Source organism: Serratia sarumanii (genome assembly GCF_029962605.1).
GTDB classification, from domain to species: domain Bacteria; phylum Pseudomonadota; class Gammaproteobacteria; order Enterobacterales; family Enterobacteriaceae; genus Serratia; species Serratia sarumanii.
Window position 1 is genome coordinate 885,603 of record NZ_CP124750.1, and the last position, 16,153, is coordinate 901,755.

15 protein-coding genes are annotated in these 16,153 nt (G+C 62.0%); 9 read left to right on the forward strand and 6 right to left on the reverse strand.

What is annotated here, in order from left to right; genetic code table 11:
• Nucleotides 1–38 precede the first annotated feature (38 nt).
• Complete coding sequence (locus tag SSARUM_RS04090) at nt 39–1,283, forward strand: pyridoxal-phosphate-dependent aminotransferase family protein (RefSeq protein ID WP_060431289.1); 1,245 nt, start codon at nt 39–41, stop codon at nt 1,281–1,283.
• The gene (hpxK, locus tag SSARUM_RS04095) at nt 1,280–2,533 is read left to right on the forward strand and encodes an allantoate amidohydrolase (RefSeq protein WP_049196508.1); all 1,254 of its coding nucleotides are present in this window, start codon (nt 1,280–1,282) and stop codon (nt 2,531–2,533) included. Before SSARUM_RS04090 ends, hpxK begins: the two co-directional genes overlap by 4 nt.
• On the opposite strand, the gene SSARUM_RS04100 is transcribed toward hpxK, so the two are convergent.
• Entirely contained in the window at nt 2,525–3,298 is a 774-nt protein-coding gene (locus SSARUM_RS04100; RefSeq protein WP_060431291.1) for an amidohydrolase, read from the reverse strand. The two genes, hpxK and SSARUM_RS04100, sit on opposite strands and share 9 nt — an antisense overlap.
• On the reverse strand, nt 3,286–4,446 hold the full coding sequence (locus tag SSARUM_RS04105) for a pyridoxal phosphate-dependent aminotransferase (protein ID WP_060431293.1): 1,161 nt from the start codon (nt 4,444–4,446) through the stop codon (nt 3,286–3,288). Before SSARUM_RS04105 ends, SSARUM_RS04100 begins: the two co-directional genes overlap by 13 nt.
• Before the next feature lie 164 nt (nt 4,447–4,610).
• Here SSARUM_RS04105 and SSARUM_RS04110 point away from each other — a divergent pair, with 164 nt between their 5' ends.
• Genes SSARUM_RS04110 through SSARUM_RS04120 form a run of 3 tightly spaced genes read left to right on the forward strand, consistent with a single transcriptional unit; the run spans nt 4,611 to nt 6,450 of the window.
• Nucleotides 4,611–5,225, forward strand: coding sequence for a methylthioribulose 1-phosphate dehydratase (locus SSARUM_RS04110; RefSeq protein ID WP_048321291.1), 615 nt, complete (start codon nt 4,611–4,613; stop codon nt 5,223–5,225).
• Nucleotides 5,222–5,911, forward strand: a complete 690-nt coding sequence (gene mtnC, locus SSARUM_RS04115) for an acireductone synthase (RefSeq protein WP_033649919.1) — start codon at nt 5,222–5,224, stop codon at nt 5,909–5,911. The genes SSARUM_RS04110 and mtnC overlap by 4 nt, the downstream gene beginning before the upstream one ends.
• Nucleotides 5,908–6,450: a 1,2-dihydroxy-3-keto-5-methylthiopentene dioxygenase gene (locus SSARUM_RS04120; RefSeq protein WP_033649920.1), complete on the forward strand. Its 543-nt coding sequence runs from the start codon at nt 5,908–5,910 to the stop codon at nt 6,448–6,450. The genes mtnC and SSARUM_RS04120 overlap by 4 nt, the downstream gene beginning before the upstream one ends.
• A gap of 17 nt (nt 6,451–6,467) precedes the next feature.
• On the opposite strand, the gene mtnA is transcribed toward SSARUM_RS04120, so the two are convergent.
• Nucleotides 6,468–7,496, reverse strand: a complete 1,029-nt coding sequence (gene mtnA / locus SSARUM_RS04125) for an S-methyl-5-thioribose-1-phosphate isomerase (RefSeq protein WP_033649921.1) — start codon at nt 7,494–7,496, stop codon at nt 6,468–6,470.
• A 146-nt stretch (nt 7,497–7,642) separates the two neighbouring features.
• Here mtnA and mtnK point away from each other — a divergent pair, with 146 nt between their 5' ends.
• The gene (mtnK, locus tag SSARUM_RS04130) at nt 7,643–8,842 is read left to right on the forward strand and encodes an S-methyl-5-thioribose kinase (RefSeq protein ID WP_033649922.1); all 1,200 of its coding nucleotides are present in this window, start codon (nt 7,643–7,645) and stop codon (nt 8,840–8,842) included.
• Between the two features lie 73 nt (nt 8,843–8,915).
• Here mtnK and SSARUM_RS04135 read toward each other — a convergent pair whose 3' ends face one another.
• Complete coding sequence (locus SSARUM_RS04135) at nt 8,916–9,068, reverse strand: Hok/Gef family protein (RefSeq protein ID WP_004930217.1); 153 nt, start codon at nt 9,066–9,068, stop codon at nt 8,916–8,918.
• A gap of 290 nt (nt 9,069–9,358) precedes the next feature.
• Nucleotides 9,359–11,815, reverse strand: a complete 2,457-nt coding sequence (fadE, locus tag SSARUM_RS04140; RefSeq protein ID WP_033649924.1) for an acyl-CoA dehydrogenase FadE — start codon at nt 11,813–11,815, stop codon at nt 9,359–9,361.
• A 246-nt stretch (nt 11,816–12,061) separates the two neighbouring features.
• On the opposite strand from fadE, the gene lpcA reads away from it, so the two are divergent.
• Nucleotides 12,062–12,643, forward strand: a complete 582-nt coding sequence (gene lpcA, locus SSARUM_RS04145) for a D-sedoheptulose 7-phosphate isomerase (protein ID WP_004930220.1) — start codon at nt 12,062–12,064, stop codon at nt 12,641–12,643.
• 97 nt (nt 12,644–12,740) lie between these two features.
• A complete protein-coding gene (locus SSARUM_RS04150; RefSeq protein WP_060431295.1) occupies nt 12,741–13,544 on the forward strand; it encodes a class II glutamine amidotransferase in 804 nt (267 codons plus the stop codon).
• On the opposite strand, the gene dpaA is transcribed toward SSARUM_RS04150, so the two are convergent.
• On the reverse strand, nt 13,479–14,249 hold the full coding sequence (dpaA, locus tag SSARUM_RS04155; RefSeq protein WP_033637205.1) for a peptidoglycan meso-diaminopimelic acid protein amidase: 771 nt from the start codon (nt 14,247–14,249) through the stop codon (nt 13,479–13,481). The genes SSARUM_RS04150 and dpaA overlap by 66 nt on opposite strands.
• A 552-nt stretch (nt 14,250–14,801) precedes the next feature.
• Between dpaA and SSARUM_RS04160 the strand changes: the two genes are divergently transcribed.
• Nucleotides 14,802–16,151, forward strand: a complete 1,350-nt coding sequence (locus SSARUM_RS04160) for a Na(+)-translocating NADH-quinone reductase subunit A (RefSeq protein WP_060431297.1) — start codon at nt 14,802–14,804, stop codon at nt 16,149–16,151.
• Nucleotides 16,152–16,153 lie beyond the last annotated feature (2 nt).

The window sequence follows — 16,153 nt, forward strand, 5'->3', positions numbered from 1 at the left end:
CATAACTCAATAACTTACTAAGCTGACAGGGAATGAACATGTTGGATATCTCGCAATTCGATCAGATTAACCCACCGGCGCGTCTGCTGATGGGGCCGGGGCCGATCAACGCCGATCCGCGCGTGCTGCGCGCCATGTCGAGTCAGCTGATCGGCCAGTACGATCCGGCGATGACCGGTTACATGAATCAGGTTATGGCGCTGTATCGTGCGCTGTTCCGCACCGAAAACCGCTGGACGATGCTGGTGGACGGCACCTCGCGCGCCGGTATCGAGGCGCTGCTGGTTTCCGCCATTCGGCCGGGCGATAAGGTGCTGGTGCCGGTCTTCGGCCGTTTCGGGCATCTGCTGTGCGAGATTGCCCGCCGCTGCCGCGCCGAGGTGCACACGATTGAGGCGCCGTGGGGCGAGGTGTTCAGCGCCGATCGCATCGAAGACGCGATTAAGCGAGTGCGCCCGCGCCTGCTGCTGACGGTGCAGGGCGATACCTCCACCACCATGCTGCAGCCGCTGCATGAGCTGGGCGATATCTGCCGCCGCCACGGCGTGTTGTTCTACACCGACGCGACGGCTTCCTTCGGCGGCAATCCGCTGGAGACCGATGCCTGGGGGCTGGATGCGGTCTCCGCCGGGCTGCAGAAGTGCCTGGGCGGCCCCTCCGGCAGCTCGCCGGTCACTCTCAGCCCGCAGTTTGAAGAGATTGTGCGCCGCCGTAAATGCGTGGAGGCGGGGATCCGCACCGCCGAGCATGCCGACGGCGACGACGAGATGATTTACTCCAACTATTTCGACATCGGCATGATCATGGATTATTGGGGACCGGAACGCCTGAATCACCATACCGAAGCCACCAGCATGTTGTTCGCAGCGCGCGAATGTGCGCGGGTGATCCTTGAAGAAGGGCTGGATCAGGCCATCGCCCGCCACCGGCTGCATGGCGCGGCGATGCTGGCGGGCATCCGGGGCATGGGGCTGGCGGTGTTCGGCGATCTCGAACACCGCATGAATAACGTGCTCAGCGTGATGATCCCGCCGCAGGTGCACGGCGAACAGGTGCGGCAGATGATGTTGAACGACTTCGCCATCGAAATCGGCACCTCGTTCGGCCCGCTGCAGGGCAAGATCTGGCGCATCGGCACCATGGGCTACAACGCGCGCAAGGATTGCGTGCTGCAAACGCTGGCGGCACTGGAGGCGGTGTTGAACCGGTTGGGCTTCGCCACGCAACAGGGGGAGGCCCTCCAGGCGGCCTGGGACCTGTACGATGCAGGACGGCTTGAATGACGCCGCTGGAGGCGCAGCAGGCTGCCGCACGGGTGATGGCGCGCTGTGACGAGCTGGCGGCGATCAGCGCGGAGCCCGGTAAATTGACGCGTCTTTATCTGTCTGCGGAACATCGGCGCGCCAACGCTCTGGTGGGTGAATGGATGCGCGAGAGTGGCATGCAGGTTTGGCAGGACAGCGTCGGTAATATCTGCGGCCGTTATGAAGGGCTCACGCCCGCTGCCCCTGCGCTGCTGCTCGGTTCGCATCTGGACACGGTGCGCAATGCCGGGCGCTATGACGGCATGCTCGGCGTGCTCACGGCGCTGGAAACGGTGACGCACTATTACCGCCAGGGGCGCCGTTTGCCGCTGGCGCTGGAGGTGATCGGTTTTGCCGACGAAGAGGGCGCGCGCTTTGGCGTCACGCTGCTCGGCAGCCGCGGGCTGACCGGCCAATGGCCGCAGGAGTGGCTGGCGCAGACGGATGCCGACGGGGTGAGCATCGCGCAGGCCATGCGCGACTTTGGGCTGGATCCGGCGGCGATCGCACAGGCGCGTCGCGCGCCAAACGAAATTCGCGCCTATCTCGAATTGCATATCGAACAGGGGCCGTGCCTGGAGGCAGCCGACCTGGCGCTGGGCGTGGTGACGGCGATCAATGGCGCGCGCCGGCTTACCTGCACTTTCAGCGGTGAAGCGGGCCACGCCGGCACGGTGCCTATGGTGCAGCGCAAAGACGCGTTGGCGGCCGCGGCGGAATGGATAACGGCGGTCGAAACTCTGACCCGCGCCGCCGATCCGCATTTGGTGGCCACCGTGGGGTGTATTGAATGCCTGCCGGGCGCGGTCAACGTGATCCCCGGCGAAGTGCGATTGACGCTCGACGTGCGCGGCCCGCAGGATGCACAACTGGCGGCGCTGTTGACGGCGTTGCTGGCGCAGGCGCAGGCGATCTGCGCGCGCCGCGGCGTGCGCTTCGCCAGCGAGGAGTTTTACCGCATTGACGCCACCGCCTGCGATAGCGATCTGCGGCAATGCTGGCAGGCGGCCGTCGAGCAGGTACAGGGGCGGAGCCTGGCGCTGCCGAGCGGCGCCGGGCACGACGCCATCGCCGTGGCGGCGCACTGGCCGGTCGGCATGCTGTTCGTGCGTTGCGCCGGCGGCGTCAGCCATCATCCGGCCGAAGCGGTGCGGCAGGCGGACGTGGCGCTGGCGATCCAGGCCTATTGCCTGACGATCGCCGGCTGGGAGAAGGGGGAGTCAGTCTAAACGCAGAAAGCTGTCGGCGTCGCGCCAGGCCGGGAAGGCGCTGCGGTAACTCTGCAGGGTTTCCAGCGACAGCTCGGCGTCCAGCCGCGTGGCCGCGCCTGGCTCCGCATCCGCCAGGATCTCGCCCTGAGGGCTGATGATCAGGCTGTCGCCGCTGTAGTTCAGGCCGTTGGGATCGTCGCCCACCCGGTTGCAACCCGCTACATACACCTGGTTTTCTATCGCCCGCGCCGCCAGCAGCGTTTGCCAATGGTGACTGCGCGGCGCCGGCCAGTTGGCGACGTACAACGCCAGATCGTAATCCTGCTGATAGCGCGCCCAAACCGGGAAACGCAGGTCGTAGCAGATCTGCGGCAGGATGCGCCAGCCGCGCCATTCGAAGATTTCACGCCGGTTGCCGGCTTGGTAGTGCAGGTGTTCGCCGGCCATGCGGAACAGGTGGCGTTTGTCATAGGCATGCACCTGGCCACCCGGCTCCACCAGCAGGAAACGGTTGACCGCGCCCTCGTCGGTTTTCAGCGCCACGCTGCCGCCGATTAACGCGTGGCTTTTCACCGCCCAACCGTGCAGCCAGCCGATCACCTGCTGTTCGGGCAGGGCGCTCTCGCCGGCATCCATGGCGAAGCCGGTGGTGAACATCTCCGGCAAGACGATGAGATCGCGGCCGGCGATCGGCGCCAGCAACGCGTCGAAGGCGGCCAGATTGGCGAGGCCGTCGCGCCAGACCAAAGGTTGCTGCAACAGGGTAATTTTTAAAGTCGACATAACCGCTCCGCAGCTGCATCCAGCGTGGCGTCCTGTTTAGCGAAGCACAGCCGGATCAATTTATGGGGGAAAGGATCGGCACAGAAGACCGACAGCGGAATGGCCGCCACGCCCACGTGCTCGGTTAACCAATGGCAGAACGCCACATCGTCCAGATCGGAGATGGCGCCGTAGTCCGCCAGCAAGAAGTATGTACCCGCGCAGGGTAAAATTTCCAGTCGGCTGCTCGCCAGCGCCTGCACAAAGCGGTCGCGTTTGGCGCGATAGAACGCCGGCAGCTGTCGCCAGTGCTCCGGCTCGGCGCGCAGGCTATCCGCCAGCGCCAGCTGGGCCGGGGTATTGACCGAAAAGGTCAGGTATTGATGCACTTTGCGCACCTCGGCGCTCAGCGCGGCGGATGCCACGCAATAGCCCACTTTCCAACCGGTCATGTGGAAGGTTTTACCGAAAGAGGACACCGCGATCGCGCGTTGGCGCAGCTGCGGGTGGGCCAGCACGCTGGCGTGGCCGCCTTTGGCGAAGCAGATGTGTTCGTAAACCTCGTCGCTGAGCACGTAGATTTCGCGTTCGGCGATAGCGTGCCACAGCTGCTGCATGTCTTCCGCCTGCCAAGCGGTGGCGGACGGGTTGTGCGGCGTGTTGACGATCACCAGGCGGGTGCGCGGCGACAGCGCGGCGGCGAACGCTGGCCAATCCACGGCAAACGCGGGCGGCTGCAGGGCGATGCGTTTGAGTATGCCGCCGGCCAACGTCACCGCCGGCGCATAGCTGTCGTAGCTGGGATCGAAACAGACCACCTCGTCGCCGGGGCGCACCAGCGCGCTGATGGCGGCGAACAGCGCTTCGGTGGCGCCGGCGGTGACAGTCACTTCGCTGCCTGCGTCCGGCTGCCAGCCATACAGCTCGGCGGTTTTGTCGGCGATGGCTTCGCGCAGCGGCGCCACGCCGGTCATCGGCGCATATTGGTTGGCGCCCTGGGCGACGTGCCAGGCCAAGCGTTCTTTCAGGTAGTCCGGGCCGTCGAAATCGGGGAAGCCCTGCGACAGGTTGATCGCCTGGTGCTGCTGCGCCAGCGCGCTCATCTGGGTAAAGATGGTGGTGCCCAGCGAGGGCAGTTTGCTTTCGGGAATCAATGCGGAAGTGCTCATAGCGGGTGAATACTCCTGGCGCTTATATTGCCGTCAATATAACACGATGCTAGTATTTGGCAATCAAGACGCTTAGATGGCTAAATGCGAAAAGGTGCTTAGCCCGCCACGCGGCAGGCCAAGCCTCATCTGCCGGCCGCCTTACCGAACGGGAAACGATAATAATGACGGAGAATCCGCAACTTACCGCATTGCTGGCGGCCTGCCACTGGATTGGCAACAAAGGCTGGTGCCCGGCGACCGGCGGCAACATGTCGCTGCGCCTGGACGAACGTCAGTGCCTGGTCACCGAGTCCGGCAAAGACAAGGGTAGCCTGAGCGCCGCCGATTTTCTGCGGGTGGATATTGCCGACAATCATGTGCCGAGCGGCCGCACGCCGTCGGCGGAGACCGGGCTGCATACGCTGCTCTATCGCCTGTCTGCGCATATCGGCGCGGTGCTGCATACTCATTCCGTCAACGCTACCGTCCTGTCGCGGGTGGAACGCGGCGATGCGCTGGTGCTGCAGGGGTACGAAATGCAGAAGTCGCTGGCCGGCCAGCGCAGCCACCTGGACAGCGTGGCGATCCCCATATTCGACAACGATCAGGATATCCCTCGGCTGGCGGCGCGCGTGGCGGCCTATGCCGAGGCCACGCCGCTGCAATACGGCTTTCTGGTGCGCGGCCACGGTCTGTATTGCTGGGGAAGCCAGGTGGCGGAAGCTCGCCGCCATCTTGAAGGGCTGGAATTCTTGTTCCAGTGTGAACTGCAACGCCGTTTACTGGAGGCGAAATGATCCGCGCTATCGTGACCGATATTGAAGGCACCACCAGCGATATTCGCTTTGTGCATCAGGTACTGTTTCCCTACGCCCGCGAACGGCTGGCGGATTTTGTGCGCCGCCATGCCGCTGAGAGCGAAGTCGCCGCACCGCTGGCGGCGCTGCGCGCTGAAATTGGCCAACCGCAGGCCGATCTCGACGTGCTGATCGCCGCGCTGTACCGCTTTATGGATGAAGACCGCAAATCCACCGCACTCAAAGCGCTGCAGGGCATCATCTGGCGCAGTGGCTACCGCGAGGGTGATTTCCGCGGGCATCTGTATCCGGAAGTCGCCGGGCAGTTGGCCGCCTGGCAGCGGCAAGGGGTGAAGCTCTACGTCTATTCCTCCGGTTCGGTGGAGGCGCAGAAGCTGCTGTTCGGCCACAGCGACGCGGGCGATCTGCAGCCGCTGTTCAGTGGCTATTTCGATACGCACGTCGGCGCCAAGCGTGAAACCGCGTCGTACCGCAACATCGCGCAGGCTATCGGCATCGCGCCCGACGAGCTGCTGTTTTTGTCCGACATCCGCCAGGAGCTGGATGCGGCGCAGGCCGCCGGCTGGCATACCTGCCAGCTGATCCGCGATGAGGCGTACGTGCAGAGCCGACATCCGCAGGTTAACCGTTTTGATCGCATCGATTTAGGGGAGTTCGTCTCATGAGTGGATTGACCATTTTCAGCGATACAGCGCCGCAGCAGCCGCTGTGGCAGAGCCGCGATGCGCAGGAGATCCAGCGGCAGTTGGCGCAGATCGGCGTGCGCTTTGAGCGCTGGCAAGCGGATCGCGAGCTGGGCGACAACCCGCAGCCGGAGGCGGTGATCGCCGCCTACCAGCATGAGATAGACCGACTGGTGGCGGAAAAGGGTTACCAGAGCTGGGACGTGATCAGCATGCGGCCGGACCATGAGCAGCGCCAGGCACTGCGTGAAAAATTCCTGTCCGAACATACGCACGGCGAAGATGAAGTACGCTTTTTCGTCGAAGGCGCAGGGCTGTTTTGCCTGCATCTGGACGGCAAGATCTTCCAGATCCTGTGCGAAAAGAACGATCTGATCTCGGTGCCGGCCAACATCCGGCACTGGTTCGATATGGGATCGGCCCCGCATTTCACCGCGATCCGGGTGTTCGACAACCCGGAAGGCTGGGTGGCGCATTTCACCGGCGACAAGATCGCCGATGCTTATCCGCGTTTGGACTGAGTGCCGATGGGCGGGCGTTAACCCAACGCCCGCTGGAAAATCCCCGCTTCAACCTGCTGCGGCGTAATCACGCCGCTGTCGAATATCCATCCGCTGATGAGCTTCGCCGGCGTGACGTCGAACGCCGGATTGTAGACCGGCGCATCGTTCGGCGCCCACTGGCAGGCGCCGAAGCTACCTGAAACGCCGGTGACTTCGGCCGCCGCGCGCTGCTCGATCGGGATGGCTGCGCCGTCCGGGCAGTGCGGATCGTGGGTGGTGTGCGGGGCGGCCACGTAGAACGGGATGCCGTGATAGTGCGCCAGCACCGCCAAGCTGTAGGTGCCAATCTTGTTGGCGACGTCGCCGTTGGCGGCGATGCGATCCGCGCCGACCCATACCGCATCGACCTGGCCCTGCGCCATCAGGCTGGCGGCCATCGAATCGCAGATCAGGCGATAGGGAATGCCCAGCTCGCCCAATTCCCAGGCGGTCAGACGGCCGCCCTGCAGCAGCGGCCGGGTTTCATCGACCCATACCTGTTGCACTTTGCCCTGCCGGTGGGCGCGCAGCAGCACGCCGATGGCGGTGCCGACGCCGGCGGTGGCCAATCCGCCGGTATTGCAGTGGGTCAGCAGGCGGCTGCCGGGCTTGACCAGCCCAGCGCCGTGATCGGCGATGCGATCGCACAATCGGCGATCTTCTTCCACCAACCGCAGCGCTTCGTTCACCATCGCCGGCGCCCAGTCAGGCTCCGCCAGCGCCAGCTTCATGCGATCCAGATTATTCATCAGGTTGACCGCCGTCGGGCGGGCGGCGCGCAGCGTGTGCAGCGCCTGTTCCAGCTCGGCGCGCGGCAGACCGCGTTCCGCCAGCAGCGCCAGCAGCAGGCTGGCGGACAGCCCGATCAGCGGCGCGCCGCGCACCCGCAGGCTGTGAATGTGCCCGACCAGTTCCTCCACGCTGTCGCAGGCGCGCCACCGCTTTTCCTGCGGCAGGGCTTGCTGATCGAGGATCCAAAGGCGGTTGTCCTGCAGGGTCAAGCTGGTGGTGTTAAGCGCTTGCATCGGCGGTTAATTCCTTGTTGCGTGGTTATTGCATCTGAAACGCTATTCTGCCAACATGACTTCCAGATGTATAGACGTCCAAATGCTTTTACGTCTAAATAAACAGAATCGCTGGGGTCAGTGAGAGAGAACAGAGGGGTTGGGGAATGTCGCTTTATCGTACGTTTACGGCTGCCGATGCCGTTGAATATGCCCGCCAATACGGGCAGGTGGCCGATCCGCAGGCGCTGGTGAGCGCCGACGAGATCGGTGACGGCAACCTGAACCTGGTGTTCAAGATCCGCGATCGCGAAGGCGTGAGCCGGGTGATCGTCAAACAGGCGCTGCCCTACGTGCGCTGCGTGGGCGAATCCTGGCCGCTGACGCTGGATCGGGCGCGCATCGAAGCGGAAACGCTGCGGGTTCACGGCGGTTTCTGCCCGCGGCATACGGTAAAAGTCTTGCATCACGATCCCGAATTGGCGGTGATGGTGCAGGAAGATCTCTCCGATCATCGCATCTGGCGCAGTGAGCTGGTGCAGGGCAACTATCACCCGCTGGCGGCCGGGCAGTTGGCGGAATACCTGGCGCAGACGCTGTTCCACACCTCCGATTTTTATCAGTCGGCGCAGCAGAAGAAGGCGGAGGTCAGACGTTTCACTAACCCCGAACTGTGCCAGATCACCGAAGACCTGTTCTTTACCGATCCCTATACCGACCATGAGCGCAATCAGTTCGAGGTGGCGCTGTTGCCGCAGGTGCAGGCGCTGCGCGAGGATGCGCCGCTGAAGTTGGCGGTCGCCGGCCTGAAACATCGCTTCCTCAGCAAGGCGGAGGCGCTGTTGCACGGCGATATTCACAGCGGTTCGATCTTCGTGGCGGAAGGCCGGTTGAAAGCGATCGACGCCGAATTCGGCTTCTACGGCCCGATCGGTTTCGATATCGGTACTGCGTTAGGCAACCTGCTGCTCAACTATTGCGGGCTGCCGGGGCTGTTCGGGCCGCGCGACGCCGCCGCCGGGCGCGAGCAGCGCCTGCAGGATGTGCGCGAGCTGTGGCTGATCTTCGCCGATCGCTTTTTGGCGTTGTGCCATCAGCAAAGCCGGGATGCGGCGCTGGCGACGCCGGGTTACGCCGAGCTGTTCCTGCAACAGGTCTGGACCGATGCGGTCGGGTACTGCGGCACCGAACTGATTCGGCGCACCATCGGCCTGGCGCACGTCGCCGATCTGGACAGCATCGCCGACGCCGATATGCGCCTCGACTGTCAGCGCCATGCGCTGGGATTGGGGCGCACGCTGATCGTCAATGCGCCGCAGATCGAGCATATTGACGCGCTGTTGGCGCGCATTCGTCAGCAGGGCTGAAAAGGCGGGTGCTCGTGGATCTTGCCTGACACCATCAGCCAACGGGCGGGGCGAACCCCGCCGTTGGGTTGCCTTACCGTTCGGATTCGTAAGCCAAAGTGGCCGCAACCTCCGAGTCTCCCAGCCTGATGCGCAGTTCGCACAGCGAACCGCGGGTTAGCCAGATGAACGCGATCAGCGTCATACAGACGATCACCAGCTTAAGTACGACCCGTTTTTGCTGCATTTTTGACCTCCCTATCCTTGCCTTGCGGCGGGTAAGAGGCTAACCTGATGTTGTTGGGCATCAGAGTGGCCTCGGGTTGATAATATCGACTCGGGGCCTTTCTCTTTCTCTCCTTTGCCAAGGCTCCGGACAGAAAGATCCAGAGCACCCGCTGCGCAGTCTACTCGAACTTCCTTCCCGTGAAATCCGCCGCTGCGCCAACCTGCGGCGCGGTGCGCAGTTTGTCATGAAAGCAAAAGAAAAAGGGGCGATGATGATCGCCCCTTGGATGCGTGAAGTTCGAATTGGCGCTAAGCCGCTTCGGTCTGCTGTTGGCGCTTAGACTGCGCCGCCGGCTTTTCCGGCTTGGCGGCCGCCAGCGCATCCGGCGCAAAGTCGTCCACGTTGATGGAGCGCAGGCGGCTCTCTTCGGCTTTCACCAGAATTCTCGCTTCATCGGCGCTGATCTTGCCTTCTTCCAGCGCGCGCTCCGCCAAACGATCCAGGCGGGTGAACGGCAGATTTTTGCCGGCCGCCTTGCACAGACGCTCGTGAATCGGCTCGGCGGCCATCACGTCGGCCAGCGCCGCTTCCAGCAGGCCGATTGGGTTATGCTCGCTCGGCGTCAGGTACTGACCGCGCCCCAGACGGCTGCGGGTGGCGGAAGGCACCTGCAGGATCTTGGCCAACTGGTGATCCAGACGGTCGGACGGTGCGGTATGCACGCGGCCAAACGGGAAGACCACGAAGCGCAGCGCGCCGGCGATAAAGCGGTTCGGGAAGTTGCGCAGCAGGTCATCCAGCGCCTGTTCGGCTTTATGCAGGCTGTCTTGCACGCCCCAATGCACCAGCGGCAGATCTTCTTTCTGACGGCCTTCGTCGTCAAAGCGTTTCAGCACGGCGGAAGCCAAATACATCTGGCTGAGGATGTCCCCCAGGCGAGCGGAGATGCGCTCGCGGCGCTTCAGGCTGCCGCCCAGCACGCCCATGGAAACGTCCGACAGCAACGCCAGGTTGGCGCTCAGGCGGTTCAACTGCTGATAGTAACGACGGGTCGCGTCCTTGGTCGGCGTGGCGCTGGTGCGGCCGTTGGTCAGGCCCAGCCAGAAGCTGCGTACCTTGTTGCTGCCGACGTGGCCCAGATGGCCGAACAGCGATTTATCGAAGGCGTTCAGATCGTTGCTCTGCGCCGCCGCCATTTCATCCAGCACATAAGGATGGCAGCGGATCGCGCCCTGGCCGAAGATCATCATGGTGCGGGTCAGGATGTTCGCGCCTTCCACCGTGATGGCGATCGGTGCGCCCTGATAGGCGCGAGCCAGGAAGTTGGATTCGCCCAGCATGATGCCTTTACCGCCGGCGATGTCCATGGCGTCAACGATCGACTGCTGGCCGCGGTGCGTACAGTGGTATTTGACGATGGCCGACAGCACGGCCGGCTTCTCGCCCTGCACCAGCGCATAGGTGATCAGCGAAGCGGCGGCGTCCATCACATAGGTGTTGCCGGCGATGCGCGCCAACGGCTCTTCGATGCCTTCCATCTTGCCGATGGAGATCTTGAACTGACGGCGAATGTGCGCGTAGGCGCCGGTCGCCAGGGCGATGGATTTCAGGCTGCCGGTAGAGTTGGACGGCAGGGTGATACCGCGACCTACCGACAGACACTCAACCAGCATCCGCCAGCCCTGGCCGGCCATTTTCGGGCCGCCGATAATGTAATCGATCGGGACGAACACGTCGGTGCCGCGGGTCGGGCCGTTCTGGAACGGCACGTTCAGCGGGAAGTGGCGGTTGCCGATTTCCACGCCCGGCGTGCTGGTCGGGATCAGCGCGCAGGTGATGCCCGGGGATTCGTTGTCGCTCAGCAGGCGGTTCGGGTCATGCAGTTTGAACGCCAGGCCCAGTACGGTGGCGACCGGCGCCAGCGTGATGTAGCGCTTGTTCCAGGTCAGGCGCATGCCCAGCACCTGCTTGCCTTGCCATTCGCCCATGCACACGGTGCCCACGTCCGGAATGGCGCCGGCATCGGAACCCGCTTCCGGGCTGGTCAGCGCGAAGCAAGGGATCTCGTCGCCGCGCGCCAGGCCCGGCAGATAGTGGTTTTTCTGTTCTTCGGTACCGTAGTGCTGCAGCAGTTCGCCCGGGCCGAGGGAGTTCGGCACGCCGACGGTGATCGCCAGGATGCCGGAAACGCCGGCCAGTTTTTGCAGCACCATCGCCTGAGCATAAGGAGAGAATTCCAGACCGCCGTACTCTTTCTTGATGATCATCGCGAAGAAACGGTGTTCTTTCAGGTATGCCCAGAGTTCAGGCGGCAGATCGGCCAGTTCGTGGGTGATCTGGAAGTCGTTGGCCATGCGGCAGGCTTCTTCCACCGGGCCGTCGATAAACGCCTGCTCTTCTTCCGTCAGGCGCGGTTTCGGGTAGCTGTGCAGCTTGTTCCAGTCCGGCGCGCCGCGGAACAGATCGCCTTCCCACCAGGTGGTGCCGGCGTCGATCGCTTCCTTCTCGGTGGTGGACATCGGCGGCATCACCTTGCGGAAGGCGCGCAGCGCCGGCGCGGAGAGCAGGGAACGGCGCACAGAGGAAAGGTTCAGCGGCAGCAGCACGATAGCCAGCGGCAGCAACAGCCAGAAGCTCCACAGGCCGATCGCACCCATGGCGGCGGTGTACGCCACCAGGATCAGGCTGCTGAGGGTAAGGTTCACTCGGTGGTAGAACACCACGCCGAGGAGAGCCAAGAAAACGACGATACTAAGAACCATCATAAGAAGCTCCGAAGTAGTAAGAGGTCTGACCTGTTGTGTGTATGTAATAGGTTTTAGTACAAGGCAGAATTTTTATCAATGCGTTTACAGTTTAATTACAACTCAGGTCACAAACTGACAGCACCAATCATCAAAAACCTCTCCGCTTCCTTAACCGGCGCGCTGTTTGGCTGAGAATGCTTCTCGCTGTTTCCGCGATCCGGTACACTGCGGAGCGGAAGATTTGACGATAACAAGAGGTTCCTCATGTACCACGACCTTATTCGCAGTGAACTGAACGAAGCGGCTGATACCCTGGCGAAATTTATCAATGACGACGCCAACATCGACGCCATCCAACGCGCCGCGGTGCTGCTGGCGGATTCCTTCAAAGCCGGCGGTAAAGTGATTTCCTGCGGCAACGGCGGATCCCATTGCGACGCGATGCACTTCGCCGAAGAGCTGACCGGCCGCTACCGTGAAAACCGCCCGGGCTACCCGGCGATTGCCATCTCGGACGTGAGTCACCTGTCCTGCGTCAGCAACGACTTCGGCTATGAGTACGTGTTCTCTCGCTATGTGGAAGCGGTAGGCCGCGAAGGCGACGTGCTGCTGGGCATTTCCACCTCCGGTAATTCCGGCAACATCATCAAGGCCATCGATGCGGCGCGCGCCAAGGGGATGAAAGTGATCACCCTGACCGGCAAGGACGGCGGCAAGATGGCGGGTTCAGCCGATGTGGAAATTCGCGTGCCGCACTTCGGCTACGCCGACCGCATTCAGGAAATCCACATTAAAGCGATTCACATCTTGATTCAGCTGATCGAAAAAGAGATGGTTAAGGCTTGATAGCCTGCGGGGAGCTGCGGCTCCCCATGAATAAGACGGCGGGCGCCGCATGCTGCGCCCGCACAGCCTGTGTCAGTGTGGTTAAGGAGTGCTGGCGATGTGTGAACTGCTCGGGATGAGCGCAAACGTACCGACCGATATCTGCTTCAGCTTTACCGGCCTGGTACAGCGCGGCGGCCGCACCGGGCCGCATAAGGATGGCTGGGGCATTACCTTCTATGAAGGGAACGGCTGCCGCACATTCAAGGATCCGCAGCCGAGCTTCAACTCGCCGATCGCCCGCCTGGTGCAGGACTATCCGATCAAATCCTGCGCGGTGGTGTCCCATATTCGCCAGGCCAATCGCGGCGAAGTGGCGCTGGAAAACACCCACCCGTTCACCCGCGAACTGTGGGGCCGCAACTGGACCTACGCGCACAACGGCCAATTGAAAGGCTATCGTCAGCTGGATACCGGCACGTTTCGCCCGGTCGGCCAGACCGACAGCGAATACGCGTTCTGCTGGCTGCTGCATCAACTGGCGCTGAAATACCCGCGCACCCCGAGCCAATGGCCGGCGGTTTTCCGCTATATCGGCCTGTTGGCGAGCCAGCTGCGCAAGAAGGGGGTGTTCAACATGCTGTTGTCGGACGGGCGCTTCGTGATGGCCTATTGTTCCACCAACCTGTATTGGATCACGCGCCGCGCGCCGTTCGGCAAGGCGACGCTGCTCGATCAGGATGTGGAAATCGATTTTCAGCAGCAGACCACACCGAACGATGTGGTCACGGTGATCGCAACCCAACCGCTGACCGCCAACGAAACCTGGCACAAGATTGAGCCAGGCGAGTTCGCGTTATTTCACTTCGGTGAGCGGCTTGTTCTGAGCGAAGGGATTGGTGTTGGGCGTTGGGCTGGCTGACGCGTACTGCGTCATCATGCCGCCGCTGCTCATCAGCGGTTGACCCAAGACGTACTGGCCATTGACCACGCCCATTGTCGGCGGCTGGTGGTTCTTCGCGAAGTAATCGTAGCCCGGCTTCAGCTGGCGCCAGAAGGCGATATAGCTGGATGACGCATGGCGCTTGAGGTTTTGCTCGGTCATGCGGAACGGGTAAATGCTGATGTTGACGCGGCTTTGGCCATAGGCGAAGGCGGCTTCGACGTAGCGATAGATCTCGTCCATATAGGTGTTGGTCATCGCGTAACAGCCGATCGATTTACATTCGCCGTGGATCATCAGATAAGCGCCGGAATAGCCCTGCGACTTATCGTAATCATTAGGGAAACCGATATTGATCGCCCGATAATACTTGCTGTCGGGTTTCAGATGGCGCGCGTCAACGCTATAAAAGCCTTCCGGACTTTTAAAGTCGCCTTCACGGCGTTTAGGACCCAGCCCGCCGGAGAAATTACAGATCGGGAACGTGTTGACCAGGCGGAATTCATTGCCCATTTTGGCATACAATTCCAGCTTGCGTTCCTCTTTGAAGATCTGAATATAGACCGGCGAACCCAATAATTGCTGTTTAACTACCGGCGCTTCGGGTACCTGCTCGCTGGCGCTGCAGGCCGTGATCATCGGCATAGAAACAAGCATCGCAAACAACAGCGCGATTTTGCTCATTATTATTCCTGCTTATATTTATTTGCCGGCGCAATGACGTTGGTCGGCATGCCACTGATATTGTTTTTACTGCTGCAAAACACCGCCAGATTACCAGCGCGTTTATTTTTAGCAATACGTGATATGTATAAAAAAACGACAAAGCTCGATAAAAGTGAAATGACCGGCAGATTTTAACGATAAGTAGTGAAAAACAGGCGAAATTTAATTGCGTTTGCTTGACCCAAGTCACGACGGAACGCAGAACAATGTTGCGAACAATGTTAATATTCCCCCTTCAATTTAACGCGCTGTGGCGATTGAAGCGGCAGGAGTTATGGCATATAACCCGGCCATTTTGATGGTTATTTGGCTACAGGCCGTTAACATATCGACCGTCGCGCTAACAACGGAAAGGGGGAATCAAGGGAATGCGCGTTACCCCAGTTTTTCACTGCGAGAAAGTTCATGTTGGGCGTGCCGCCATGCGCACTGCCCGGCAATCCTGGCATCGTCAGCACCCGCCTCTGGGGCCGGGCAGACGTGTAAACCAAACTACATCGTATAAATCCTATGATTAAGATCAGAAAAGGGTTAGATCTGCCGATAGCCGGAGCCCCGGTTCAGGCGATCCAAGACGGCCCGAACATTCAGCATGTTGCCCTGCTTGGGGAAGAGTATGTCGGAATGCGTCCCTCCATGCTGGTGCAGGAAGGCGATACCGTTAAGAAAGGCCAGGCGTTGTTCGAAGATAAGAAAAACCCCGGGGTTTTCTTCACGGCTCCCGCCAGCGGCCGCATCGCCGCGATTAACCGCGGCGAGCGGCGCGTATTGCAATCGGTGGTGATTGCGCTGGAAAACGGCGGCGATGACCAGCTCGAGTTTGCGCATTACCCGCTGGGTGAACTGGCCCAGTTGCCGCGCGAACAGGTCGAGAGCGAACTGATCGCCAGCGGCCTGTGGACCGCGCTGCGCACCCGTCCGTTCAGCAAAACGCCGAGCCCCGGCAGCGAACCGCGCGCCATTTTCGTCACCGCGATGGATACCCGGCCGTTGGCCGCCGATCCGCAGGTGATCATCGCCGAGCAGCAGACGGCGTTCAACGCCGGGCTGGTGGTGTTGGCGCGCCTGACGGCGGGCAAGGTGCACGTATGCCACGCCGCCGGCGCCTCCGTTGGCCAGCAGAGCGGCCCGCAGATCGCCTACAGCGAATTCACCGGCCCGCATCCCGCCGGGCTGGTGGGCACCCACATTCACTTCCTCGAACCGGTTAGCCTGAAGAAAACCGTTTGGCACATCGGCTATCAGGACGTCATCGCCATCGGCACGCTGTTCACCACCGGTCAGCTCGATACCCGCCGGGTCGTGGCGCTGGCCGGGCCGCAGGTGGCGCAGCCGGCGCTGCTGCGCACCCGCCTGGGGGCCAGCCTCGAGGAACTGACCGCCGGCCGCCTGAAAGACGGCGAGAACCGGGTGATCTCCGGTTCGGTGCTGAACGGCATGCACGCCACCGGGCCGAACGCCTGGCTCGGCCGCTTCCACTCGCAGGTGTCGGTGCTGGAAGAAGGGCGCGACAAAGAGCTGTTCGGTTGGATCGTGCCTTCGCCGAACAAGTTCTCCATTACCCGCACCACGCTGGGCCACTTCCTGAAGAACAAACTGTTCGCCTTCTCGACCACCACTAACGGCGGCGAACGCGCCATGGTGCCGATCGGCAACTACGAGCGGGTGATGCCGCTGGATATTTTGCCGACGCTGCTGCTGCGCGATCTGCTGGCGGGCGACAGCGACAGCGCGCAGGCGCTGGGCTGTCTGGAGCTGGACGAGGAAGATCTGGCGCTGTGCACCTTCGTTTGCCCCGGCAAGTATGAGTACGCGCCGGTGCTGCGCGAGGTGCTGACCAAGATTGAGCAGGAAGGATAACC

Coding starts and splice junctions, on each gene's coding strand:
- SSARUM_RS04150 (WP_060431295.1), top strand. CDS start 12,741: ATGTGTGAACTGCTCGGGATGAGCGCAAACGTACCGACCGATATCTGC.
- fadE (WP_033649924.1), bottom strand. CDS start 11,815: ATGATGGTTCTTAGTATCGTCGTTTTCTTGGCTCTCCTCGGCGTGGTG.
- SSARUM_RS04160 (WP_060431297.1), top strand. CDS start 14,802: ATGATTAAGATCAGAAAAGGGTTAGATCTGCCGATAGCCGGAGCCCCG.
- SSARUM_RS04100 (WP_060431291.1), bottom strand. CDS start 3,298: ATGTCGACTTTAAAAATTACCCTGTTGCAGCAACCTTTGGTCTGGCGC.
- hpxK (WP_049196508.1), top strand. CDS start 1,280: ATGACGCCGCTGGAGGCGCAGCAGGCTGCCGCACGGGTGATGGCGCGC.
- SSARUM_RS04135 (WP_004930217.1), bottom strand. CDS start 9,068: ATGCAGCAAAAACGGGTCGTACTTAAGCTGGTGATCGTCTGTATGACG.
- SSARUM_RS04090 (WP_060431289.1), top strand. CDS start 39: ATGTTGGATATCTCGCAATTCGATCAGATTAACCCACCGGCGCGTCTG.
- SSARUM_RS04120 (WP_033649920.1), top strand. CDS start 5,908: ATGAGTGGATTGACCATTTTCAGCGATACAGCGCCGCAGCAGCCGCTG.
- mtnK (WP_033649922.1), top strand. CDS start 7,643: ATGTCGCTTTATCGTACGTTTACGGCTGCCGATGCCGTTGAATATGCC.
- dpaA (WP_033637205.1), bottom strand. CDS start 14,249: ATGAGCAAAATCGCGCTGTTGTTTGCGATGCTTGTTTCTATGCCGATG.
- SSARUM_RS04110 (WP_048321291.1), top strand. CDS start 4,611: ATGACGGAGAATCCGCAACTTACCGCATTGCTGGCGGCCTGCCACTGG.
- mtnC (WP_033649919.1), top strand. CDS start 5,222: ATGATCCGCGCTATCGTGACCGATATTGAAGGCACCACCAGCGATATT.
- lpcA (WP_004930220.1), top strand. CDS start 12,062: ATGTACCACGACCTTATTCGCAGTGAACTGAACGAAGCGGCTGATACC.
- mtnA (WP_033649921.1), bottom strand. CDS start 7,496: ATGCAAGCGCTTAACACCACCAGCTTGACCCTGCAGGACAACCGCCTT.
- SSARUM_RS04105 (WP_060431293.1), bottom strand. CDS start 4,446: ATGAGCACTTCCGCATTGATTCCCGAAAGCAAACTGCCCTCGCTGGGC.